The sequence below is a fragment of the Chromobacterium haemolyticum genome (assembly GCF_002081825.1).
GTDB lineage: Bacteria > Pseudomonadota > Gammaproteobacteria > Burkholderiales > Chromobacteriaceae > Chromobacterium > Chromobacterium fluminis.
On the sequence record NZ_MUKU01000040.1, the window covers coordinates 21,246 to 42,486 of the forward strand.

Below are 21,241 nucleotides of genomic sequence, written 5' to 3' on the forward strand. Positions count from 1 at the left end.
CTCGCCTTTGCTCGCTAGGCTTTGCACAGCTTGCATACGTCCGTTTCCCCGGCCGGCGCCCGCCGGCCGTTTCACAAGGAGGACGACGCATGGTGGCGTCCTATTTGCCCCTGTTGCTGACCGGGGCCTGGCTCAGCCTGCGCGTGGCGCTGGCCGCGCTGGGGTTGGCGCTGCTGTTCGGCCTCGCCAACGCCTGCGTCAAGCTGTTTGGTCCGCGCTGGCTGCGCGCGGCGTCCATCGCCTACACCACGGTGATTCGCGGCATTCCGGAACTGGTGATGATGTTGCTGCTGTTCTACGGCGGCGAGAAGGTTTGCAATCTGTTGCTGGCGGCGTTGGGATTGCCTGCGGTGGAGTTCGACAAATTCCTGGCGGGAGTGCTGACCATAGGCTTCATTTTCGGCGCTTATTACACCGAAACTTTCCGCAGCGCCTTCCTGGCGGTACCGCGTGGCCAGTTGGAGGCCGGCGTCGCTTACGGCATGCGGCCGTGGCAGTTGTTCCGGCACATCCTGTTTCCGCAGATGCTGCGCCACGCCTTGCCCGGCATCAACAACAACTGGCTGGCGTTGATGAAGTCGGCGGCGCTGGTGTCGTTGATCGGCCTGGAAGACATGGCCTGGCTCGCGGAGCAGGCCGGCCGCGCCACCCAGATGCCTTTCCTGTTCTACTTCCTGGTCTGCCTGGTCTATTTGCTGTTCACCGCCGCTTCCGGCGGCGTGTTCCGCTGGCTGGGGCTGCGCTACAGCCGCGGCTTGCTCTGAGAGGAAAACCATGACGCTCGACGAAATCCTGGGCGCTTTGCCTGGCTATCTATGGGGAGACGGCGGCCAATGGAGCGGCCTGGCGGTCACCGCAAAGCTGTTTTTGATCTCCGGCGGCTTGGGCATGCTGTTGGCGGTGCTGCTGGCCTTGCTCAGGGTCTACGGCCCGGCGCCGTTGCGATGGGCGGTGGCCGCGTTCAGTTATTTCTTTCGCGGCACGCCCTTGTTCATGCAGCTGATGCTGATCTACTACGGCGTGTCGCAATTCAGTTGGGTGATAGACGGCTGGCAGGCGGAAGACCCGTTCTGGCTGCTGTTTCGCGATGCCACCTTCTGCGCCGTGCTCGCTTATGTGTTGAACACCGCGGCCTACGCCCAGGAGATTCTGGCCGGCGCGCTCGCCGCCTATCCGCGGGAGGAAATCATGGCGGCGGAGGCCTTCGGCATGTCGCGGGCGCGGGTCATACGCCGCATCGTGCTGCCCGGCGCGCTACGGCGCGCGATTCCGGTGCTCAGCAATGAAATGGTGTTTCTGCTGCACGCCACCGCCTTATCGTCCACGGTGACGTTGCTGGACGTCACCGGCGTGGCGCGCGCCTTGTACGCGGCCACTTACGCGCCGTTTTTCCCCTTCCTGATGGCGGCGGCGATCTACCTGGGCTGCACCTTCGCGCTGCTGGCGAGCTTCCGCCAGGCGGAGCGGCGCTGGCTGAAATTTCTGCAGCCGCGCTCAGCCTAGAGGGCCGGCGCTGCGCTTGATCTCCTGCAGTTCGGTGATGGTGATGATCTTGTCGATCTTGAAGGCGGAGCTGGCCAGCCATTGTTCGGCCAGCTCGCGGTATTGCTGGATGTCGCGGCAGCCGATGCGCACCTGAAAATCGAAGCTGCCCGCCACCAGCCAGGCATCCAGCACGGCCTCGCTGCGCTGCAGCTCCTTGATGAAGGCTTGTTGCGACAAGGCGTGATCGGCCAGCGCCACCTGGGCCGCCACAATGACGGGGTAAACCGGCGCCGGCCATTGCACCACGGCGCGGTAGCCGCGGATTACGCCGGCTTTTTCCAGCCGGCGAACGCGCTCCAGGCAGGGGCGCGGTGTCAGGTTGACCTGCTCGGACAGCCGTTGAAAGGACATGCGGCCGTCTTCTTGCAGGGCGGCGAGGATTTTCAGGTCTATACGGTCCAGGCTGGGTTTCTTCTCATTCATGGCGGGCTTCGGGATGGGGTGGGGCTGTCCGCTGATTTGAGCCTTGGCAAGCGGTGGTGTCAAGGCGGCGCGTCCAGCGTGGTTTTGATATTTCAATGACATGGAAAGGGAGGGCGCTTTATGGAAATCGTCAGCCGGGTTTTGCCGCAGGCCAGCATAGGCATGCGGCGCGAACTACTGAGTCTGCACTACGGCCGGCGCGGCGACGGGCCCAAGGCTTATTTGCAGGCCAGCCTGCACGCCGACGAGCTGCCCGGCATGCTGGTGATTCACCATCTGCGCCGGCTGCTGGACCAGGCCGAAGCGGCCGGCCTGCTGCGCGGCGAAATCGTGCTGGTGCCGGCGGCCAATCCCATCGGCCTGGCCCAGGCCCTGTTGCTACAGCAGCCGGGGCGTTTCGAACTGCGCAGCGGCGAAAACTTCAATCGTCGTTTCACTGATTTCCACCCGCTGCTGCACGCCGGCCTGGAGGCCGGCCTTGGCGACGACGCCGACGCCAATCTGCGAACGGTGCGCGCCCGGATGCGCGCCGCGCTGGACGCGCAAACGCCGGTCACGGAACTGGAGGCCTTGCGTCTGGAACTGAGCCGGCTGGCGCTGGACAGCGATCTGGTGCTGGACCTGCATTGCGACAGCCAGGCGCTGCTGCATTTATACGCCGACGCGCCGTTCTGGCCGGCGTTGGAGCCGCTGGCGCGCTATCTGGGCGTGGCCGCGGTGGTGCTGAATGAGGAGCCGGGCGGCACGACTTTTGAGGAGTCCTGCGGCCAGAGTTGGTGGCGGCTGGCCGGCGAACTGGGGCCGGCGCGTCCGCTGCCGCTAGGCTGCGTGGCGGCCACGGTGGAGCTGCGCGGGCAAGGCGACCTGGATCACGGTCAGGCGCGGCGGGACGCGGAGGCGCTGTACGCCTATTTGCAACTCCGGGGCCACATCGGCGGCGGCGCGCCCGCTTTGCCGCCGCCGGTACCCGAGCCGTGGACCTGGCGCGGCATGGCCAGCGTGAGCGCGCCCACGCCCGGCCTGGTGCTGCGTCATTGCGGGGTTGGGGCGGAGGTCAAGCGCGGCCAAGCGCTGCTGGAACTGATAGACCCGCTGGAAAACCGCGTCACGACGGTGCTCAGCCCGGCGGCGGGCCTGCTCTACGTCAGCCACCCGCTGCGCTACGCCCAGGCCGGCATGGAATTGTGCCGCATTCTGGGTCGGGCAGACGCCAGCGCGCGCGTGTCGCTTGCTTGAACGTTAGCGTCATGTTTCCGGCATGGCCGGAACGCGTACTGTCAGTAGAATGATTTGCCGCCCGCGGGCGGCCATGCAACCACCCACCCAAGAGTCGCCTACCATGCAAGCCCAAGCTATCGCCGCCGCAGACGCGCCGCCGCAAGAAAACCTAGAGCCGCTCTGGCTCCGCGCCAGACAAGGCCAACTGGCCCGCGCCGTCGTGATGGTGCGCCCTTACGACTTCGCCTTCAACGAACAAACCGGGGCAGACAACGTGTTCCAGCACCGGCTGCAACTGCCGGCGGCTCAGGTCACCGCGCGGGCGCTGGCGGAATTCGACGCCATGGCGCAGCGGCTGCGCGATCACGGCGTCGAAGTGCTGGTGCTGGAGAAAAGCCCGGACGGCTATCCGACGCCGGACGCGGTGTTCCCCAACAACTGGTTCACCACCAGCGCCGACGGCAGTCTGCACGTCTATCCGATGCACACGCTGAACCGCCGTCGCGAGCGGCGAGTGGAAGAGTTATGCCAATTGCTGCTGAGCCATGGTTACGACGTGGAGCAAGTGGTGTGGGCCGGCCATCCGCTGGAAGAGGAGTTGATTCTGGAGGGCACCGGGGTGATGGTGTTCGATCATCCGCGCAAGCGCGTGTACGCGGCGCGCTCACAGCGCTGCCACCCGGGCGCGCTCTACCGTTACGCGCGCCGGCGCGGTCTGGAGGCGGTACACCTGTTCGACACCGTGGACAGCCGCGGCGTCCCCATCTACCACAGCAATGTGATGATGAGCGTGGGCGAGGGCTTCGCGGTGATCTGTTCCGAAAGCCTGCATCGGCCGGAGCAGCGGCGGCAAGTGCTGAGCGCGCTGGGCGAGCATCACGAGGTGATAGACATCAGCCTGGCCCAGATGGAGCGCAGCTTCTGCGGCAATATCCTGCAACTGCGCGGCGCCGGCGGCCAGCCGCTGATCGCGATGTCCGAGCAGGCCTGGAACGGCTTCACGCCGGCGCAGCAAAGAACGCTGGAGCGCCACGGGCAGCCGGTGGTCAATCCCATTCCCACCATAGAGGCGGTGGGCGGCGGCAGCTGCCGCTGCATGCTGGCCGAGTTGTTCCTGCCGCGCGTCCGCTAGCGGCGGCCCCGGCAACGGCCAGCAAGGCTCTGCGCTGGCCGTGCGGGAGCGAGGGCTTATACCAAACGGTCCAGGCAGCTCAAGCCATGGAGGAGGCGCTGCTGCACTGGCTCCAGCAGCGCCACCGCTTCATCGCTGCTGAACAGCAGCGGCTCATCGCGGCGTTGCAGCAGGGTCAGAATGGCTTGCAAGCCGATATGAGCGGCGCGCAGCTCTATCTGGCTTTGCAGCAGACAGGCGTCCATCTCCGCGCACTGCCGGCCCAGATGGGACAAGAGGGCCTGGTCGGCTTGGGCGTTGAGCAAATCCTGATTCAGTTGCTTCAATTCCTCTATCACGGGTAAGTGGCGTTCCATCGCTATTCTCCTTCCACTTTGGCATGCGCCATTACGTTGGGGACAGGCTCTGCTGTTCGCTTTGGGCCGTGGCGTTGATGTGCTTCAGCTGGGCGGCGTAGTTGTCCAGCACCTCGATGGACAGGCAGGCCAATAGATGCTGATGGGAGGAGGGCGTGGTTTGGGCTTGGATCGCGGTCAGAGTGGACCGTAATTGGGAGAAGCCGTTCAAGGCCAGCGCGCAAGCGTCAAGGGTTTGGGACAGCTGGCGCAGTTGGGCGGCTGGGGGTGGTTTGGCAAAAGTCGAGGGGGAAAAGGGAGTCATTGCGGTCTCCAAGTCAGCGTTGGAAACCTGTCCGGCGATGCTTGGACAGGCGCGTGACAAGGTTGGAAGACCGGTACTCTAGATCAAAGACCGGTAGTTCACGAGGAACTCCCTGCCACGGCCTATCCGAATGGGCACAGCGTGGCAGCAGACGTGCTTGTGCCAAAGCTGACACAAATGAGTCTGCGATCCAGAGTTTTGGGCTTCCAAACCCTGCGCGGCGTGATTGGGCGCTGCGCGACACAAAGGGTACTGAGGCGGGGGTGGAGCGTCAAGCTGATGGTGGTGTGGAGTGTTGAGGTTGGAAGCGTGGCAGTGCTTGCCTTCGATGAGCAGAGGGATTCGCGTATCGAGTGCCCAGCTCAAATCACGCTTGCTTGGCATGTGCCGCCACGGCGTAGCCAAGAAACTGTTAATATCCTCGTCATTTTTTAATAGGGAAAGACATGACGGATATTGGCTTCACCGCTGACCACACTGCGCCGACATATAAATTGAACAGTCCGGCAGCGGTCGCGATTGCAACTTTTATTGGCTCCAGCTTGGCCGGCGCTTGGCTGATGGCGGAAAACTGCAAGATGCTGGGGCAGCGCGATCAGTTGAAGAAGGTATGGGGTTTGGGTGTCGGCCTGCTGTTTGCGATGCTGGCGCTTAGCCTGGTTTTGCCCGACAGCGTGCCCGGCATGGTTTTTACCGTTGCGCAGACGGTGGTCATGCAAATGCTGGCCAAGCAACGTTTTGAGACGGCGCTGGCCGCGCACGGCGCAAGCGGTGGCTCGGTGTTTTCCAAATGGCGAGCCGCCGGCATTGGACTCTTGTTCGCGCTGGCGCTGCTTGCGGTATTGATCGCCATCATCGCCGTGATGATGCAGTTGAGCGGTTTGACGCTATTGGAGTTGCTGGCAGCGGCCGGCATGTAAGCGTGGCCTAGATGGGTTTTAGGGCGCCGCTGGGCGGCGCCCTGTAGAGGCTTACTTGACGCTGACGCCGGTAAACTCGTAATCGCCGAACGGGCTGATCTTGAAGCCGTTCACTTCCTTGCGCATCGGCTGGTTGACGATGGAGTGGGCGATGGTGGTCCACGGCAGGTCGCGTTTGAAAAGGGTTTGCGCCTGCGAGTACAGCTTGGCGCGTTCGGCCTGATCGTTCAGGGTGCGCGCCTTGACCACGAGCGTGTCGAACTCCTTGTCGCAGTAGCGCGAGTAGTTGGAGCCGTTTACCGCCTCGCAGCTGAGCAGCACGCCCAGGAAGTTGTCCGGGCTGGCGTAGTCGCCGGTCCAGCCCATCAGGCCGGCGTCGTGTTCGCCGCGCTTCATCCGCTTCAGGTATTCGCCCCATTCATAGGACACAATCTTGGCCTTGACGCCTATCTTGGCCCAGTCGGACTGGATCATCTCCGCCATCAGTTTGGCGTTGGGGTTGTACGGCCGTTGCACCGGCATCGCCCACAGACTGAGCTCGAAGCCGTTGGGATAGCCGGCCTTGGCCAGCAGCGCCTTGGCTGCGGCCACATTGTAGGGAGCGTTCTTCAGGCTCTTGTTGTAGGACCATAGCGAGGACGGGAAGGGGTTGCTGGCGGCCTGGCCCTGGCCCTGGTAGACCGCGTCTATAATGGCCTGGCGGTTGATCGCCATGTCCAGCGCTTGACGCACCTCGCGTTTTTTCAGCTGCGGCTTGTCCATGTTGTAGCTGAGGTAGCCAATATTGAAGCCGGGCGCGGTCAGCATCTTCAGCTTGGGGTCGGTCTTCATCACCGCCAGATCGCTGGGGCGCGGGTAGGACATGATCTGGCACTCGCCGGCTTTCATCTTCTGGTAGCGCACCGAGGGATCGGTGGCGATGGCGAACACCAGATTGTCCACCTTGACCGCGCCCTTGTCCCAATACGCTTTGTTGCCGGCGTAGCGGATCTGCGCGTCTTTCTGGTAGCGCTTGAAGATGAAGGGACCGGTGCCCACCGGCTTTTGGTTGATGTCGGCGGCGCGGCCGGCCTTGAGCAGTTGGTCGGCGTATTCCGCGGACAGGATGGAGGCGAAGGGCATGGCGATCTTGATCGCCAGGTCGGCGTCCGGCGCCTTCAGCACGAAGCGCACCGTTTGCGCGTCCACTTTTTCCACCGCGCTGACGTTGCTGGCCAGGCCGGTGTCCACCGCGTAGGGGAATTCCGTGTTGTAGGCTTTGCGGAAGGGGTGGCTCTTGTCGAACATGCGCATGAAGGTGAACACCACGTCGTCGGCGTTGAAGTCGCGTGTCGGCTTGAAATAGTCGGTGGTGTGGAACTTCACGCCCTGGCGCAGCTTGAAGGTGTAGATCTTGCCGTCCGGCGAGGCGCTCCAGGAGGTGGCCAGGCTGGGAATGGCCTTGGTCGAGCCTTTTTCAAAACCCACCAGGCGGTCGAAGATGGCGTGGCCGGCGGCATCGAAGGTGGTGCCGGAGGTGAACTGGGCGGAGTCGAAGCCGTCCGGGCTGGCTTCGGCACAGTAAACCAGGGTGCCGGCGGCCTGAACGGATACGGCGAAAGCGGCGCAGCAGGCCGCGGCCAACAGTTGCGGTTGGATCATTTTCATTTCTATTTCCCTATTTGCAGAGCGATGAAGGGCGGCGAGCGCCTTCTTCAAGAGTGCTTGGCAGGCCCTTGAGGGCTTTCTATTTGTCCATCTGTCCAATTCCCGCGGTTTGGCGAACCGGCATGCGTTTGGGTGACATTCAACGCAGGGACGGGCGGCGGAGGAGGGAATGGAAGACCTTGCCAGCATATAGATTGTTCGCCCTGCGTCAATCGTGCGCTGCGGTGCGGCCGCGGCCGTATTCGCAATGCGCCGTTTCAATACAGTCGCCTTATTTTACAAATGGCATTTAAAAACAGTTATTTGTGTCAGTTTTTTGCCGTTTCTGAGGCGCAGCGGCAGGCATAAGATAGGGTTGCCTGCAACAGGGCGTTTTTGTTTTCTCTTAAGCCAAGGAGAGCCAAATGCAAGCCAGCACGCAAGAAGCGGTGGTCGTGGTCAAACCCCGCAATCCGCGTCCGGTCCTGGTACCGGTTCACTTGTAATCGGGTATGGCGGGGCTGCCGTTTCAGGCGCAAAGCCCTGACCGATCCGGATTCCGCGCCGCCGGCTTGCCGGCGGCCGCGCTCATCTTTAAGAGGAGACGTCCTCGTGTCCCATCCGTCCGATCTTCGTTTTTGCCTGAACGGCGATGTGATTTCGCAGACGCCGCTGGTGGTCAAGACCGCCGGCGACGAGGAGTTGGAGATTTCCGCCGGCCTAGCCAACGCGGAGGAGGTCAGCGCGCTGATGGAGCGGCTGGCGCGGGGCTGCAGCCAGTTGGACGCGGAGCGCATCCTGCCGCGGCAATCCGCCGACGAGGTGCGGCGCCTGCTGGTCAGCCTGGAAAACTACGGCGTCATCCGTCCGCTGGCGCCGGCCCGCGGCAAGACCGGGCTGGAGGTGCTGCTGGAGGTGGAGGACCTGTCCAACCGCCTGCTGTACCAGACGCTGTACCGCAATCCGTTCTGGACCCACTGTCAAAACGCCAGCCAGCCGGGCGATATTCCGGAGCGGGTGTTCCACGGCATGGTGATAGAGAACTATCACTTTTTGTTCCGCGAAAGCTATTTCGACGCGCCGGTGCTGTCCTATGTGCCCAATACTCAGGTGCGGCTGGCGATGAACGCTTTCTTCGCCGAGGAATACGGCCACGACGAGCTGCTGTTGCAGGCCTTGAACCGCATCGGCGTCAGCCGCGAGGACCTGGCGCACACCGTGCCCTTGCCGCAAACCATGGCGCTGTGCAATGCGCTGGCGTATTGGTCGCACAATGATCCGCTGTTCTTCTTCACCACGTTGGGCATTCTGGAGGGCAAGGACATCCGTCAGGACTCCTTCCTGGACGCCGCCTACCGCCTGGGCGTGGACGCGGAATTTCTGCGCCCGGTGAAGGCGCACTCGGACATCAATCTGAAGGGCGAGCACGGCAGCCTGACCCGCAAGATCTTCGCGCAGATTCCGGTGGTGGACCAGGAGACGGCGCGGCGCTTGTTGGCGCAAACCCATTTGTTCGTCGAACTTTACGACGCTTTCTACAGCGCGGTCTGGCGGCATTATCTGCACGCTGACACCTTGCTGCGCCGCATCGAGCATTACTGAGGAGGCAATATGCACGGACCCGGCACCCATGATCTGTTCCGCTTTCCGGCGCTGCGGCCCGGGGTGGAAATCCAGCAGCAGGACGGCGGCGTAGCCTTGCTGTACCGCGAACAGTCCTGCGATTTGCAAGTGGCCGACGAAGGCCGTCTGCAATTGCTCGCCCTGCTGGACGATCTGCAGCGCGCGCCGGCCAGCATGTCGGCCTTGCGCGCCGCGCACCCCGAGCTGGCGGGGACGATTCCCGGCCTGCTGGAAGAGCTGGACCGCCTGGGCCTGGTGACCGAGGCCAGCTTTGAATTGCCGGACGACGCGCTGTCCGGCTGCGAATTCAACACCCGGCTGCGCAACCTGGCGCAGAGGGCGATGCGCAAGCGCGGCCACTCCCGGCTGTACGGCATGTTGTCCGACGGCAGCGCGCCGCGCAATGTGTTGATCGGTTACGCGCTGGAGTATTACTTCCTGGTGCGCGCGGCGCCGGGCCTGATCGCTTCGGCGCTGTCGCACGCGGACAGCCGGCAGAACCAGCGCAGCATCCAGCGCTTCCTGGTATCGGAGCTGGATCACGATCAGATGCTGGCCGAGAGCCTGGCCAGCGTGGACATGGAGGTGGAAGGGCTGGACCACCTGCAGCCGCTGCCGTCCACCTTCGCCTTGTGCGCGGCGCTGGGCGTGTTCGCGCGTCAGCATTTGTTGTCGTTCAAGAGTGTGTTGTTTCTGTTCGAAATGCCCGGCGACGAGTTCAACCGCGCGTTGGTGCGCTGTTGCGAGCGCGCCGGACTGGACAAGGGCTTTTGGGAGCCGCTGCTGCGCCACGCCTACCTCAACGACACGCTGGGGCACGACGACATCACCTCCGAACTGCTGCAGGACGTCAGCGCCATCAGCCGCGAGGAGCAGCTGGTGGTGGAGAAAAACCTGGTGCTGACCATAGAAACCATGGCGTTGCAGGACGAGGAAATCGTCGATTACTACAGCCGGCCGGATGCCTTGATGCCGCGGCTCTATTTGTAATCCCCCGCAGTAGTCCTCGAGACGGCAGCCAAGGAGAGAACGATGGAAGCCTGGCAAGTCACCCATTATCGCGCGCCCCACCTAGTGCCCTTCAGCGCTCACCTGGCCGACGACGGCCAGACCGTGGTGCTGGCGGCGGACGCCAAGGAGTATGAAATCCAGTTCTCCGGCGTGGACGGCGGCCGGGTGCTGGACAGCGTGCTGGCCATGGCCAATCCGGACGCGGAGATCTGGTTCGACATCCACGCCGGTTCGGCGCCGTCCTGGCAGCTGTCGCTGGCGGAACAGCTGGACGCCTTGTCGCTGATCCGCGACGCGCCGGCGGACCCGGCGGCGCTGGCGCGGCAACGCAGGCAGTGGGATGCCTTGATCCGGCGCTGCGTCGACAAAATGTTGGCGGCCACCGCCGCGGACGCGCGCGGCGCTTACGCGCCGGTGGTGCTGAGCATGCTGCGCTTGTTGGATGAGCCGGCGCCGCGGGCCGACGCTTTTTGCATTGACGATGTGGGCGCGCCGGAGTGGCGTGACAATTTCGCGCTGCAAACCTTCTACCTGCAAAAGCTGTATCTGGCCGACAACCTCCCGCAGGCGCTGACGCTGTGGCGGCGGGTGCTCAACGGCTTTGCCGACGGCGCCGGCTTTGTCGGGCTCAGCCGCCGGGAGGCTCGCGCGGAGGAAGACCCCGCCAGCGACGGCTTCTACTGCCCGGCGCATCTGGAAGCCTATTTGCTGTGCCTGGCGGACTTGCTGCTGCTGGCGCCCAAGCCTCAGGCGCGGCGTAGGCTGCTCAGCCGCGAGCCGGCATCCACGGTGGACAGCGGCGTCAACTTCATGCGCCGAGCCGAGCAGTTCGCGCTAGACGGCCTGGCCCAACTGGGCGAATCGCGCTACGTAAGCCGGGTGAACGCCGAGGACGCCGGCTTCGGCCCCTTGGTGCAAGGCTTGTTCATCGAGCAATACCACGTCACTCAGCGCTTCGTCGAAATCATCGCGCCGTTGATGACCAAGCGGCTGCGCACCCCGCTGAAGCAACGCGTTTACCGTTACTTCCAAGAAGAACTGGGCCACGAGGTCTACGAGCGCGCCACCTGCGAAGCCTTGGGGGTGCCGCCGGCCTGGCTGGACCAGGCCTTGCCCTTGCCGTTGTTTCAGGCCTATGTCGACGCCTTCACCGTGCTGGGCCGCTACGATCCGATCGGTTATCTGAGCTCCATCATGGTGACCGAGGGCATGCTGGGCGTGGACAATCCGGTGCACGAGCGCCTGGAATCGCTGGTGGAGTTTCGCGCCGACTACCAGCGCGTGGCCAAGCGCCACGACGATCTCAACGTCGAGCTCAACCACGCCGCGTTGTCGCGGTTGTTCTTCCGCGAAATCAGCGCCTTGTCGCCGCAGACGCAGCAGCGCGCGCTGGCCAATCTGGCGTATCTGCTGGAGCTCAATCTGCGGGCGATGGACCAGGTGGCGGATTTTTACGGTCCGCAGCCGCAACTGGCCGTTTGCTCGCTGGACAGCTATGCCGTCGCCGGCTGAGAGCGAGGCGACGCAAACGGCTTACGCGGCCAGCGTCAATCCAGCTTGGTTGGACGTGTTGAGGCAATGCGGGCTGGACGCCCGGCCGCTGGAGGCGGAGGGCTGCTGGCTGCGGCTGGAGGACGGCCGGCGCTGGCTGGACTTCGTTGCCGGCTACGGCGCGGCGGTATTGGGCCATCGTCCGCAAGCCTTGTTGGCCGGCCTGGCCGAAGATCTGTTCGATCCCGCGCCCAATCTCCACCCGCTGGGGTTTTCCGGCTTGGCCGGCGATCTGGCGGCGGAGCTGCTGGCGCAGGCCGGCTTCATCGACGGCAAGGTTCTGTTCGCCAGTACCGGCGCCGAGGCGGTGGAGGGCGCGCTGAAGCTGGCGCGCATGGCCAGCGGCCGCCGGCGCGCGCTGAGTTTCGACGGCGGTTTCCACGGCCTGACGCTGGAAGCCACCAGCCTGGCGGGCAGCGATTTCTGGCGGCAGGGGCTGCCGCGGCGCGAGGACTGCGCGGTGCTGCCCTGGGGCGATCTGGCCGCGGCGGCGGCCGAGTTGGCGCGCGGCGACGTGGCCGCGGTGCTGTTGGAGCCGGTGCAGGGCAGCGCCGGGGCGCGCGCTTGGCGCGGCGAAGCCTTGTCGGAACTGGCGGAGCTATGCCGCCGCCACGGCGCGCGGCTGATTTACGACGAGGCTTTGTCCGGCCTGGGCCGCTGCGGCGCCTGGTTCGCTTACCAGGCGCTGAGCGCGCCGGCGCCGGATGTGCTGATTGCGGCCAAGGGCCTGAGCGGCGGCGTGCTGCCGGTGTCGGCGCTGTTGTTTCGCGAAGATATTTACCAGGCGGTGTTTGCCCGGCCCGGCTGCGCCAAGATCCACGGTTCCACCTTTGGGGGCAACCGGCTGGCGCTGAGCTGCGGACTGCGCATGCTGAGCCTGCTGCGCCAGTTGGACGCACCGGCGCGGGCGCGGGAGCGCGGCGAAGCCTTGCGGCGACGCTGGCGCGAAGCCGGGCTGGAGGGCTTTGAGCTGGAGGGCGTGGGGCTGATGCTGGCGCTGCGCGCCGGCCCGGCGGCGCAAGACCGGCTGGGCGAGGGCGCGGCCGGCCTGCTGTGGTTGCAATTGCTGCAAGAGGGCGTGCTGACGGCGCCGGCGGCGCACGACGCCGCCGCGCTGCGCTTGCTGCCGCCGCTGAACGTGGCGGAGACGGAGTTGGATTTTTTCCAGGAAGCTTGCCGGCGCGCGATCGCCGCGCTGGAGCAAGAGGCGACGACATCATGAAGATAGGACACGTATTGCTGGCGGTGCTGGTGGCGGCCATCTGGGGCCTCAGCTTCATCGTGGTGAAGATAGGCTTGACCGAGTGCCCGCCGCTCTTGCTGGCGGCCTTGCGCTTCGTGGTGGTGTTCGCCGCCGGGGCCTGGTGGTTTTCGCGGCCGTCCTTGCCCTGGCGCTGGTATTTGCGCGCCGGGCTGTGTCTGGGTGTGATCCAGTTCGCCTGTCTGTTCTCCGCCATCAAGCTGGGCATGCCGGCCGGCATCGTGTCGGTGCTGGCCCAGTTGCAGGTGTTCATCACTTTGCTGCTGGCCAGCCTGTTGTTGGGCGAGACGCGATCCCGGCTGCAAAAGGCGGTGATGGCGCTGGCGCTGCTAGGCGTGCTGCTATTGGGTTACGTTCGTTATCATGACGCCTTGCCCTTGCTGCCGCTGGCGCTGGCTTTGATCGGCTCGGCCGGCTTCGCCTGGGGCAATGTGGAGCTCAAGCGGGCCGGCAAAGTGGACATGTTCGCCTTCACCGTATGGATGAGCCTGGTGCCGCCGCTGCCTCTGCTGCTGCTGTCCTTCGCGCTGGAGGGCGGCCCGGCGGCGGCTTGGGCCGCGTTGGCCGGCTTCGGCTGGACCGCCACGCTGGCGCTGTTGTTCCTGGCCTTGATCGGCACGCTGTTCGCGCTGGGCAGTTGGGGCAAACTGCTCAGCCTGTATCCGGCCACGCTGGTGGCGCCGTTTTCGCTGCTCAGCCCGGTGTTCGGCCTGCTGGGCGGCTATCTGATCCTGAACGAGCGCTACGACGCGCTCAGCATCGTTGCGTCGGCCTTGATCGTGGCGGCGCTGGCGCTGAACACTTACGCCGGCAAGCTGGACGCCGCGCGCGCCTGGCTGGCGGCGCGGGTTCAGCCTGGCAAGGGAGCCGCGCCGCGATGAGAAAGCCGGAACTGGACATCTCCACCGACAAGCACAGGCTGGACGTAGCGCTGATCCACGCCTTTCTGCATGATCACGCCCCCTGGGCGAAGGGCATTCCGCGCGCCACGGTGGAGCAGGCGATCGCCGGCTCGCTGTGCTTCGGCGCCTACCTGGACGGCCGGCAGGTGGGCTTTGCCCGCGTGGTGACCGATATGGCCACCTTCGGCTATCTGTGCGATGTGTTCGTGACGCCGGAACATCGCGGCCGCGGCTACGCCCGGCAGCTGATGCGGCGCGTCGCCGCCGAGCCGGCCTTGGCCCGGCTGCGGCGCATCGTGCTGGTGACCTCCAACGCCCACGAGGTTTACCGGCCGTTCGGCTTCGCCGCGCTGGAGCATCCCGAGCGCTATATGGAGTTGCACCGGCCGGATGTCTATCAGGGCTAGCCGGCCAGCGCGTCCAGAGACTCCGGCAAGACCTGGCCGCCGTCGACGATCAGGGTCTGGCCGGTAATGAACCCCGCCTCTTTGCTGGCGAAGAACAAAGCGGCGTTGGCGATGTCGTCGACGCTGCCCAGCCGCCGCAGCGGCACCGCCGCGGCCATCTTGTCCAGGTAGTCCTCTCCCAGCTCGCGCAATCCCTCGGTCAGCACATTGCCCGGCAGCACCGCGTTGATGGTGATGTTGTCGCGCGCCAGTTCCAGGGCCGCGCTGCGCATGAAGCCCAGTTGCGCCGCCTTGCTGGCGCCGTAATGGCTCCAGCCGGCGTAGCCGGTGACGGGACCGGTGATGGAGGAGGTCAGGATGACGCGGCCGTATTCGGCCTGGCGCAGGTAGGGCAGCGCCGCCTGCACGCAGAGGAAGTTGCCGCGCACATTGGTGTGCTGCACCTGGTCCCACTCCTCCGCGCTCATGCTCTCCAGCGGCGCGGACGGGAACACGCCTGCATTGCAGCACAGCACGTCCAAGCCGTTTTGCGTCGCGGTGTCCGCCATCAGGCGGGCGACATCCTCGGGCCGGCCCACGTCGGCAATATGGCCGGACGCGTTCAGGCCTTCGGCGCGCAGGCGGGCCAGCGCGGCGTCCAGCTTGTCCCGGCTGCGGCCGCTAATGGCCACGCGCGCGCCGGCTCGGGCGAAGGCCCGGGCCAGGCCCAGACCGATGCCGGCGGTGCCGCCGGTGATGAGTACGCTTTTGTCCTTGAGCGGGGTCAACATGATGAATCTCCTTGTGGGGGGATGGCGGTGTCGATGGCGTTAGCGCAGCTCGGGGTGGCCGCGCAGCCGCTCCGCCATCAAGTCGATGAAGGTCCGGGTTTTGGCCGAGGCCAGCCTGCCTTCTTGATGCAAGATATGGATGGGCTGGCTGGCGTCGTCGTATTCGGCCAGCACCTGTTGCAATTGACCGGCGGCCAATAGCGGCGCCACTTGGTAAGACAGCAGGCGGGTAAGGCCCAGGCCCGCCACCGCGGCGGCGATGGCCGCCTCGTTGTTGCTGACGGTGAGCCTGGGCTTGAGACGCACGCTCAGCGGTTTGCCGCCGTCGCTGAAACGCCATTCGTGGCTGGAGCCCACGCCGCGAGAGGCGATCAGCGAGTGCCGCTGCAAGTCCGTCGGCGTGTGCGGCGCGCCGCGCTCGGCGAGATAGGCCGGCGCCGCGCAGACCACCCGCCGCACTTGGCCGACGCGCAGGGCGCTCAGGTTGGAGTCCGGCAACTCGCCGATGCGGACGGCCACGTCCACGCCTTCTTCCAGAAGGTTGACCACGCGGTCCAGCAGCAAGGCGTCCACCGTCACCTCGGGATGGCGCAGCAGGTAGTCGTTGATCCCAGGCATCACGTAGCGCAGGCCGAACAGCGCCGGCGCGGTGATGGTCAGCAAGCCGCGCGGCGGCGCATTCCCGCCGGAGGCGGCTTCGTCGGCCTCGTCCGCCGCGGCGATCACGCGGCGAGCGTCTTCCAGATACCGCTGGCCGGCCTCGGTAACGCGCACATGGCGGGTGCTGCGGTTGAGTAGGCGGGCTTGCAGCCGCGCCTCCAACGCCGCCACCGCGCGCGTAGCCGCCGGCGGCGACATGCCCAGTTTACGCGCCGCGCCGGCGAAGCTTTCCGCTTCCGCCACCGCGATGAATACAGTCATCAAATGCAATCGATCCATATTTTTTGCCGTGATTGTTGCAACGGACGAAACAGCGCATTCTGGCTTCGGGGCCGAGCGGCGGCAAGTGGCCGTTGGGACGGCGCGAGCGGGCCCAACGCGCGCGTACCTTATAGGGCTGGGCGAAGGAGAGCGGCCAAATTATCTATTTTGTTTGATGTGAACAAAAAGAAAGATTGCTTTTTCAATGCCTTGCCCTTGCTCTTTAAGTGTTGTCGTGAACATTAGAAAATTTGCATGTTCGATACAAACAGTGTTATAACTTATTAGGTTTTTCATCAGGCGCACACCGCGCCACTCAAAATCGATGGTTTAGCGCCGTCGAGCCTCGCGTTTAAACGCACCTCATGTCCGGCCCGCGCCGGATGTCTATTTACTGGCAGCTCTCTAGTTGTCGCGATCATTACAGCGGATCGCCGTGGCCTTGCCGGCCATTGCTTTCGCCAAGGAGGACGCAGATGCACAAAAGAGCGTTTAGCAAGCGCAGCATGATCGGGCTGATCCTGGTCGCCGTAGCGGCGGCGGGATTGATTTACGGTGTAAGCCCAGCCGTATGGACCGAGTACCGGGAAGATCTGATCTACCTGGGCTGGCAACATCTTTATCTGGTGGGCGTCTCCATGGCGCTGGCTCTGGCCGTGGGCTTGCCCAGCGGCGTGTTGCTCAGCCGCCAGCGGCTGCGGGGCAGCGCCGAGCACTGGATGCAGATTTTCAATATCGGCAACACGTTGCCGCCCATGGCGGTGTTGGCGCTGGCGATGGCCCTGATCGGCATCGGCGACGCGCCGGCCATCGTGGCGCTGTTCCTGGCGTCATTGCTGCCCATTGTGCGCAACACCTACGCCGGCCTGGCCGGCCTGCAGCCGGCGCTGCTGGAAGCCGCCGACGCGCTGGGCATGACCCCGCGTCAACGGTTGTGGCGGGTGGAGCTGCCCAACGCCTTGCCGGTGATACTGACCGGTGTGCGGGTGGCGCTGGCCTTGAACGTGGGCACCGCGCCGCTGGCCTTCCTGATTGGCGCCAGCAGCTACGGCGAGCTGATCTTCCCCGGCATCTATCTGAACAACCATACCGCGCTGCTGCTGGGCGCCGGCGGCACCGCGCTGATCGCGCTGACGCTGGACATGACGCTGGCCGGCCTGGGCCGTCTGGCCGCCGCCCGCGGCCTGGCCTGATTCGAATACCCCCCTGTCGCCCGTTCCGGCGGGCGCTCGCACGGAGGACATCTATGACACAAGCACTTTTCTTCTCGCCCTGGCGCAAGCTGGCGCGCCGCGCGCTGACGCTGGCGGCCTTGCTGAGCGCAGTGCCGGCCTTTGCCGCCGGCCTGGTGTTGGGCAGCAAGAACTTCACCGAACAGCACCTGCTGTCCGATATCACCGCGCAGTACCTGGGCAGCAAGGGTTACCAGGTCACGCAAAAGGCGGACCTGGCGACGGTGATCCTGCGCAACGCGCTGGAGAACCGCCAACTGGATCTGGTGTGGGACTACACCGGCACCGGCCTGATCATTCATCACGGCATCCAGAAGAAAATGAGCAACGAGGAGGCTTACGCCACGGTCAAGAAGCTGGACGAACCCCTGGGGTTGATCTGGCTGAATCCGGCTCCGCTCAACAATACCTACGCGCTGGCGATGAAACGCGAGCGCGCCGAGGCAGAGGGCGTGCGCACGCTGTCCGATCTGGCGCGGCGGGTCAATGAAAACAACGGTTCGTCCAAACGCTGGCAACTGGGCTTCGACATGGAGTTCGCCGGACGTCCGGACGGCCTCAAGCCGATGCAGCAGCTGTACGGCATGGAATTGAGCCGACCGCAAATCCGTCAGATGGATCCGGGCCTGGTGTATAACGCCATCCGCGACGGCTTCGTCGACGCCGGCCTGGTCTACACCACCGACGGCCGCGTAAAAGGTTTCGATCTGGTGGTGCTGCAGGACGATATGGGTTATTTCCCGGCCTACGCCGCCACGCCGGTGGTGCGCCGCGACACGCTGGAGCGCAACCCCGGCCTGGCCGACGAACTGAACAAGCTGGCCGCCTTGCTGGACAACGACACTATGTCCGAGCTCAACGCCAAGGTGGACATCGAACACCGTCCGGTGAAGGAAGTCGCCAGCGAATTCCTGCGCCAGCGCGGCCTGATCTAAAGGAGGCCGCATGGAAACCCTATTGCAAACCTGCCAGTTCATCTGGCAAAACCTGCCGCAAATCGCCGTTTTGGCCGAGCAGCATCTGAGACTGGTGGGCATGGCCGTTGGGCTGGCCGTGCTGCTGGGCGTGCCTTTGGGCGTGCTGATCGTGCGCTTTCAGGCGCTGGCCGGCCTGGTGTTGGGCCTGGCCACCGTGGTGCTGACCATTCCGGCCATCGCCTTGTTCGGCTTGATGGTGCCGCTGTTTTCCATGATTGGGCAGGGCATTGGCGCAGTGCCGGCCATCACCGCCGCCTTCCTGTACTCCCTGCTGCCCATCGTGCGCAACACCCACACCGCGCTGACTCATCTTGAGCCCGGCGTGCGCGAAGCCGGCCGCGGCCTGGGGCTGACCTTCTGGCAGCGCTTGCGCTGGGTGGAACTGCCGCTGGCCACGCCGCTGATCTTCGCCGGCATCCGCACCGCGGTGGTGCTGAACATCGGCGTGATGGCGATCGCCGCCATCGTCGGCGCCGGCGGCTTGGGCACTCTGATATTGCACGGCATCAGCCAGAGCGACATTCGCAAGCTGATTGCCGGCGCGGTGGCGGTGAGCGTGCTCGCCGTCGCGATGGATTGGTTGTTGCTGCGCGCTCAGCGCGCGCTGACCCCGAAAGGAATTCGTTGATGATTGAACTGCAAAACCTCTGCAAGCAATTTACCCAGAAAAACGGCCAGGTCTTCCAGGCGGTGGACAATGTCAATCTGCATGTGCCGGAAGGCGAGATCTGCGTGCTGTTGGGCCCGTCCGGCTGCGGCAAGACCACCACGATGAAAATGATCAACCGTCTGATCGAGCCCACTTCGGGCAAGGTATTGATCAACGGCGAGGACACCGCCGGCATCGACAGCGTGACGCTGCGCCGCCAGATCGGCTACGTGATCCAGCAGATCGGCCTGTTCCCCAATATGACTATTGAGGACAACATCACTGTTGTGCCGCGGATGCTGGGCTGGGACAAGAAGCGCTGCCGCGAGCGCGCGCGCGAACTGATGAGCATGGTGGCCTTGGACCCCAACCGCTTCCTGCAGCGTTATCCGCGCGAGATGTCCGGCGGCCAGCAGCAGCGCATCGGCGTGATTCGCGCGCTGGCGGCCGACGCGCCGGTCTTGCTGATGGACGAGCCCTTCGGCGCGGTGGACCCGATCAACCGCGAGCAGATCCAGAACGAGTTTCTGCAAATGCAGCGCCAGTTGGGCAAGACCGTGTTGCTGGTCAGCCACGACATCGACGAGGCGATCAAGCTGGGCGACCGCATCGCGGTGTTCCGTCAGGGCCGCATGGTGCAGTGCGCCGGTTCCGACGAGATTCTGGCGCGTCCCGCGGACGACTTCGTCGCCAGTTTCGTTGGCCAGGACCGCACGCTCAAGCGCCTGCTGTTGGTACAGGCCGGCGAAGTGGCCGATCAGCAGGAAACGCTAACCGCGCGGCTGGATACGCCGCTGGCGGCCGCTTATGCCCTGATGGACGACAACGACTTGATGCATTTGACCGTGGTGGACGAAGACGGCTTGCCGCTGGGCTTTGTGCGTCGTCGCGACGCGCGCGGCGCGGACGGCGTGTGCGCGGATAAGATCAAGCCGGTGAGCGTGACCGCGGCGGCGGGCGAGAACCTGCGCGTGGTGCTGTCCCGCCTGTACGAGCACAACCTGACTTGGATGCCGGTGCTGGACGGCGACGGCCGCTACAACGGCGAAGTGTCGCAAGATTACATCGCCGGCTATTTGAATTCGGGCCGCACCTCGGCGCGCGGCGCGCGTCAGCCGGCCCGCTGATGCGGGCGGACGGAGAGTCAGACCGACGGCTCTTCGTCCACCGGGTCCGTTTCCCGCAAGTGACTCAGTAAATCGCCTGGCTGGCAGTCCAACTGCCGGCACAGCGCGTCCAGCGTATCCAGGCGCAGGCTCTTGACCTTGCCCAGCTTCAGCAGCGATAGATTGTGTGGCGTAATGCCGATGGCCTGTGCCAGATCCTTGGATTTGATCTTGCGTTGCGCCAGCATGACGTCCAGCGTGATTACGATAGCCATGCCGGTCTCCCCAGGGCTTGTAATGTCTTTTCCAACAGCGGCTTACAGGCTTATGGGGGAAAACATACTCCGCTACGCCGCTTCATGGCAATGCGGACGGTTGCGCTTGCGCTGAGTAGTTTTACCTATGGGCAATCGAGGTGGCCGGTCCTATGTTGGTAAGGCGGTGTTGCATATCCACCGCGCCCGAAATGCGGGCGGAGGCGGCTAAATCATCGCCATGCGGTAATTAATCATTGTTTTTGTCTGTTTGCGTGGAAACCGGCGGATTCACGCGCGGGCCGGCTGCGCGCCGCGCTTGTCTAACCCGGTTCCGGCTCCTTATAGTGATGGCCATGTAGATGTTCAGCGCCGCGGCGACAGCGGACGAAGAGGGGCTCTTGGCATTTTTTGCGGCATATGGCCGCGCAGGAAGTGGAGGACGCGGACCATGGCGATCCGGACAGTAAGCGAGTTGCGTAAGCGGGCGGCGGCCGGCGAAACGTTGGATTTTCTGTTTTTCTGGGGACACAGGCCCAAACACGAGGACGGCGTCTGCAAGAGCTGCCTGAGTCAGTGGTTTCCGGTGGGCTTCGAGCTGGACGGCGTGAGCTACGCCAGCGCCGAGCATTATATGATGGCGGAAAAGGCGCGTTTGTTCGAAGACGCGGAGATCCGGAGCAGGATACTGGCCGCGGCCACGCCGGCCGAGGCCAAGGCCTTGGGACGCCAGGTGCGCGGCTTCGACAGCGCCTTGTGGCAGCAGTGCTGCTGCGAGGTGGTGATGCGGGGCAATCTGGCCAAGTTCGAGCAAAACCCGGCGCTGGGCGATTTTCTGCGCGGCACCGGCGACGCCATTCTGGTGGAGGCCAGCCCGGTGGATTGCGTCTGGGGCATAGGCTGGGCCGAGGACGACCCGCAGGCCTGGCTGCCGGACATGTGGGACGGCAGCAATCTGCTGGGCTTCGCGCTGATGGAAGTGCGCGAGCGTTTGCGCTAGCGCCGGCGACGAGCAAGAAAAAAACCCTGTCAGTTTCGACAGGGGTTTTTCTT

23 protein-coding genes are annotated in these 21,241 nt (G+C 64.6%); 16 read left to right on the forward strand and 7 right to left on the reverse strand.

All coding sequences use genetic code 11. The features are described 5' to 3' along the window. Positions 1-89: 89 nt before the first annotated feature. Together B0T39_RS21020 and B0T39_RS21025 are read left to right on the forward strand one after the other, a co-directional pair. Positions 90-764, forward strand: a complete 675-nt coding sequence (locus tag B0T39_RS21020) for an ABC transporter permease (protein ID WP_081550120.1) — start codon at positions 90-92, stop codon at positions 762-764. A gap of 10 nt (positions 765-774) precedes the next feature. Further along, positions 775-1,503: an ABC transporter permease gene (locus tag B0T39_RS21025; protein ID WP_081550122.1), complete on the forward strand. Its 729-nt coding sequence runs from the start codon at positions 775-777 to the stop codon at positions 1,501-1,503. On the opposite strand, the gene B0T39_RS21030 is transcribed toward B0T39_RS21025, so the two are convergent. Further along, entirely contained in the window at positions 1,495-1,968 is a 474-nt protein-coding gene (locus tag B0T39_RS21030) for an Lrp/AsnC family transcriptional regulator (protein ID WP_081550124.1), read from the reverse strand. The genes B0T39_RS21025 and B0T39_RS21030 overlap by 9 nt on opposite strands. A 120-nt stretch (positions 1,969-2,088) precedes the next feature. Between B0T39_RS21030 and B0T39_RS21035 the strand changes: the two genes are divergently transcribed. Both B0T39_RS21035 and B0T39_RS21040 read left to right on the forward strand, forming a co-directional pair. Next, positions 2,089-3,204, forward strand: a complete 1,116-nt coding sequence (locus tag B0T39_RS21035; RefSeq protein ID WP_081550126.1) for a succinylglutamate desuccinylase/aspartoacylase family protein — start codon at positions 2,089-2,091, stop codon at positions 3,202-3,204. Positions 3,205-3,307: 103 nt separating this feature from the next. Next, complete coding sequence (locus tag B0T39_RS21040; protein ID WP_081550128.1) at positions 3,308-4,318, forward strand: arginine deiminase-related protein; 1,011 nt, start codon at positions 3,308-3,310, stop codon at positions 4,316-4,318. Between the two features lie 56 nt (positions 4,319-4,374). Here B0T39_RS21040 and B0T39_RS21045 read toward each other — a convergent pair whose 3' ends face one another. Both B0T39_RS21045 and B0T39_RS21050 read right to left on the reverse strand, forming a co-directional pair. After that, a complete protein-coding gene (locus tag B0T39_RS21045) occupies positions 4,375-4,674 on the reverse strand; it encodes a DUF1484 family protein (RefSeq protein WP_081550130.1) in 300 nt (99 codons plus the stop codon). Between the two features lie 31 nt (positions 4,675-4,705). Next, positions 4,706-4,978 (reverse strand): hypothetical protein, encoded by a 273-nt coding sequence (locus tag B0T39_RS21050; RefSeq protein ID WP_081550132.1) that lies wholly within the window; start codon positions 4,976-4,978, stop codon positions 4,706-4,708. A 446-nt stretch (positions 4,979-5,424) separates the two neighbouring features. Between B0T39_RS21050 and B0T39_RS21055 the strand changes: the two genes are divergently transcribed. Then, positions 5,425-5,898 carry a hypothetical protein gene (locus B0T39_RS21055; protein WP_081550134.1) on the forward strand — a complete coding sequence of 158 codons (474 nt, stop codon included), beginning with the start codon at positions 5,425-5,427 and terminating at the stop codon, positions 5,896-5,898. A 51-nt stretch (positions 5,899-5,949) separates the two neighbouring features. Here the strand turns inward: B0T39_RS21055 and B0T39_RS21060 are convergent, their stop codons facing one another. Next, on the reverse strand, positions 5,950-7,539 hold the full coding sequence (locus tag B0T39_RS21060) for an ABC transporter substrate-binding protein (RefSeq protein WP_439896898.1): 1,590 nt from the start codon (positions 7,537-7,539) through the stop codon (positions 5,950-5,952). A gap of 597 nt (positions 7,540-8,136) precedes the next feature. On the opposite strand from B0T39_RS21060, the gene B0T39_RS21065 reads away from it, so the two are divergent. From B0T39_RS21065 to B0T39_RS21090, 6 genes are read left to right on the forward strand one after another with little or no spacing between them, the layout of a single operon-like run. After that, entirely contained in the window at positions 8,137-9,126 is a 990-nt protein-coding gene (locus B0T39_RS21065) for an iron-containing redox enzyme family protein (protein ID WP_081550138.1), read from the forward strand. Positions 9,127-9,135: 9 nt separating this feature from the next. Further along, positions 9,136-10,137: a hypothetical protein gene (locus tag B0T39_RS21070; protein ID WP_081550140.1), complete on the forward strand. Its 1,002-nt coding sequence runs from the start codon at positions 9,136-9,138 to the stop codon at positions 10,135-10,137. Between the two features lie 42 nt (positions 10,138-10,179). After that, positions 10,180-11,670, forward strand: coding sequence for a hypothetical protein (locus B0T39_RS21075; protein ID WP_081550142.1), 1,491 nt, complete (start codon positions 10,180-10,182; stop codon positions 11,668-11,670). After that, positions 11,654-12,931: a class-III pyridoxal-phosphate-dependent aminotransferase gene (locus B0T39_RS21080; protein WP_081550144.1), complete on the forward strand. Its 1,278-nt coding sequence runs from the start codon at positions 11,654-11,656 to the stop codon at positions 12,929-12,931. The genes B0T39_RS21075 and B0T39_RS21080 overlap by 17 nt, the downstream gene beginning before the upstream one ends. Then, entirely contained in the window at positions 12,928-13,851 is a 924-nt protein-coding gene (locus tag B0T39_RS21085) for an EamA family transporter (RefSeq protein WP_081550146.1), read from the forward strand. Before B0T39_RS21080 ends, B0T39_RS21085 begins: the two co-directional genes overlap by 4 nt. Beyond that, a complete protein-coding gene (locus tag B0T39_RS21090) occupies positions 13,848-14,279 on the forward strand; it encodes a GNAT family N-acetyltransferase (protein WP_081550148.1) in 432 nt (143 codons plus the stop codon). The genes B0T39_RS21085 and B0T39_RS21090 overlap by 4 nt, the downstream gene beginning before the upstream one ends. Here B0T39_RS21090 and fabG read toward each other — a convergent pair. Continuing rightward, positions 14,276-15,049, reverse strand: a complete 774-nt coding sequence (gene fabG, locus B0T39_RS21095; RefSeq protein WP_081550150.1) for a 3-oxoacyl-ACP reductase FabG — start codon at positions 15,047-15,049, stop codon at positions 14,276-14,278. The two genes, B0T39_RS21090 and fabG, sit on opposite strands and share 4 nt — an antisense overlap. Before the next feature lie 39 nt (positions 15,050-15,088). Then, the gene (locus B0T39_RS21100; RefSeq protein WP_254894620.1) at positions 15,089-15,970 is read right to left on the reverse strand and encodes a LysR family transcriptional regulator; all 882 of its coding nucleotides are present in this window, start codon (positions 15,968-15,970) and stop codon (positions 15,089-15,091) included. Positions 15,971-16,446: 476 nt separating this feature from the next. On the opposite strand from B0T39_RS21100, the gene B0T39_RS21105 reads away from it, so the two are divergent. The 4 genes from B0T39_RS21105 to B0T39_RS21120 are packed head-to-tail and all read left to right on the forward strand — an operon-like array spanning position 16,447 to position 19,955. Further along, entirely contained in the window at positions 16,447-17,163 is a 717-nt protein-coding gene (locus B0T39_RS21105; protein WP_081550152.1) for an ABC transporter permease, read from the forward strand. Between the two features lie 53 nt (positions 17,164-17,216). Further along, positions 17,217-18,137: a glycine betaine ABC transporter substrate-binding protein gene (locus B0T39_RS21110; RefSeq protein WP_081550154.1), complete on the forward strand. Its 921-nt coding sequence runs from the start codon at positions 17,217-17,219 to the stop codon at positions 18,135-18,137. A 10-nt stretch (positions 18,138-18,147) separates the two neighbouring features. Further along, the gene (locus B0T39_RS21115) at positions 18,148-18,807 is read left to right on the forward strand and encodes an ABC transporter permease (protein WP_081550156.1); all 660 of its coding nucleotides are present in this window, start codon (positions 18,148-18,150) and stop codon (positions 18,805-18,807) included. Continuing rightward, positions 18,807-19,955, forward strand: coding sequence for an osmoprotectant ABC transporter ATP-binding protein OsmV (locus tag B0T39_RS21120; RefSeq protein ID WP_081550158.1), 1,149 nt, complete (start codon positions 18,807-18,809; stop codon positions 19,953-19,955). Before B0T39_RS21115 ends, B0T39_RS21120 begins: the two co-directional genes overlap by 1 nt. Before the next feature lie 17 nt (positions 19,956-19,972). Here the strand turns inward: B0T39_RS21120 and B0T39_RS21125 are convergent, their stop codons facing one another. Continuing rightward, entirely contained in the window at positions 19,973-20,209 is a 237-nt protein-coding gene (locus tag B0T39_RS21125; RefSeq protein ID WP_081550160.1) for a helix-turn-helix domain-containing protein, read from the reverse strand. 430 nt (positions 20,210-20,639) lie between these two features. Here B0T39_RS21125 and B0T39_RS21130 point away from each other — a divergent pair, with 430 nt between their 5' ends. Continuing rightward, positions 20,640-21,188: an NADAR family protein gene (locus B0T39_RS21130; protein WP_081550162.1), complete on the forward strand. Its 549-nt coding sequence runs from the start codon at positions 20,640-20,642 to the stop codon at positions 21,186-21,188. Positions 21,189-21,241 lie beyond the last annotated feature (53 nt).

Bases quoted from the DNA above. Each gene is read 5' to 3' on its own strand.
- B0T39_RS21020 (WP_081550120.1), top strand. From the start codon at position 90: ATGGTGGCGTCCTATTTGCCCCTGTTGCTGACCGGGGCCTGGCTCAGC.
- B0T39_RS21025 (WP_081550122.1), top strand. From the start codon at position 775: ATGACGCTCGACGAAATCCTGGGCGCTTTGCCTGGCTATCTATGGGGA.
- B0T39_RS21030 (WP_081550124.1), bottom strand. From the start codon at position 1,968: ATGAATGAGAAGAAACCCAGCCTGGACCGTATAGACCTGAAAATCCTC.
- B0T39_RS21035 (WP_081550126.1), top strand. From the start codon at position 2,089: ATGGAAATCGTCAGCCGGGTTTTGCCGCAGGCCAGCATAGGCATGCGG.
- B0T39_RS21040 (WP_081550128.1), top strand. From the start codon at position 3,308: ATGCAAGCCCAAGCTATCGCCGCCGCAGACGCGCCGCCGCAAGAAAAC.
- B0T39_RS21045 (WP_081550130.1), bottom strand. From the start codon at position 4,674: ATGGAACGCCACTTACCCGTGATAGAGGAATTGAAGCAACTGAATCAG.
- B0T39_RS21050 (WP_081550132.1), bottom strand. From the start codon at position 4,978: ATGACTCCCTTTTCCCCCTCGACTTTTGCCAAACCACCCCCAGCCGCC.
- B0T39_RS21055 (WP_081550134.1), top strand. From the start codon at position 5,425: ATGACGGATATTGGCTTCACCGCTGACCACACTGCGCCGACATATAAA.
- B0T39_RS21060 (WP_439896898.1), bottom strand. From the start codon at position 7,539: ATGATCCAACCGCAACTGTTGGCCGCGGCCTGCTGCGCCGCTTTCGCC.
- B0T39_RS21070 (WP_081550140.1), top strand. From the start codon at position 9,136: ATGCACGGACCCGGCACCCATGATCTGTTCCGCTTTCCGGCGCTGCGG.
- B0T39_RS21075 (WP_081550142.1), top strand. From the start codon at position 10,180: ATGGAAGCCTGGCAAGTCACCCATTATCGCGCGCCCCACCTAGTGCCC.
- B0T39_RS21080 (WP_081550144.1), top strand. From the start codon at position 11,654: ATGCCGTCGCCGGCTGAGAGCGAGGCGACGCAAACGGCTTACGCGGCC.
- B0T39_RS21085 (WP_081550146.1), top strand. From the start codon at position 12,928: ATGAAGATAGGACACGTATTGCTGGCGGTGCTGGTGGCGGCCATCTGG.
- B0T39_RS21090 (WP_081550148.1), top strand. From the start codon at position 13,848: ATGAGAAAGCCGGAACTGGACATCTCCACCGACAAGCACAGGCTGGAC.
- fabG (WP_081550150.1), bottom strand. From the start codon at position 15,049: ATGTTGACCCCGCTCAAGGACAAAAGCGTACTCATCACCGGCGGCACC.
- B0T39_RS21100 (WP_254894620.1), bottom strand. From the start codon at position 15,970: ATGACTGTATTCATCGCGGTGGCGGAAGCGGAAAGCTTCGCCGGCGCG.
- B0T39_RS21105 (WP_081550152.1), top strand. From the start codon at position 16,447: ATGCACAAAAGAGCGTTTAGCAAGCGCAGCATGATCGGGCTGATCCTG.
- B0T39_RS21110 (WP_081550154.1), top strand. From the start codon at position 17,217: ATGACACAAGCACTTTTCTTCTCGCCCTGGCGCAAGCTGGCGCGCCGC.
- B0T39_RS21115 (WP_081550156.1), top strand. From the start codon at position 18,148: ATGGAAACCCTATTGCAAACCTGCCAGTTCATCTGGCAAAACCTGCCG.
- B0T39_RS21120 (WP_081550158.1), top strand. From the start codon at position 18,807: ATGATTGAACTGCAAAACCTCTGCAAGCAATTTACCCAGAAAAACGGC.
- B0T39_RS21125 (WP_081550160.1), bottom strand. From the start codon at position 20,209: ATGGCTATCGTAATCACGCTGGACGTCATGCTGGCGCAACGCAAGATC.
- B0T39_RS21130 (WP_081550162.1), top strand. From the start codon at position 20,640: ATGGCGATCCGGACAGTAAGCGAGTTGCGTAAGCGGGCGGCGGCCGGC.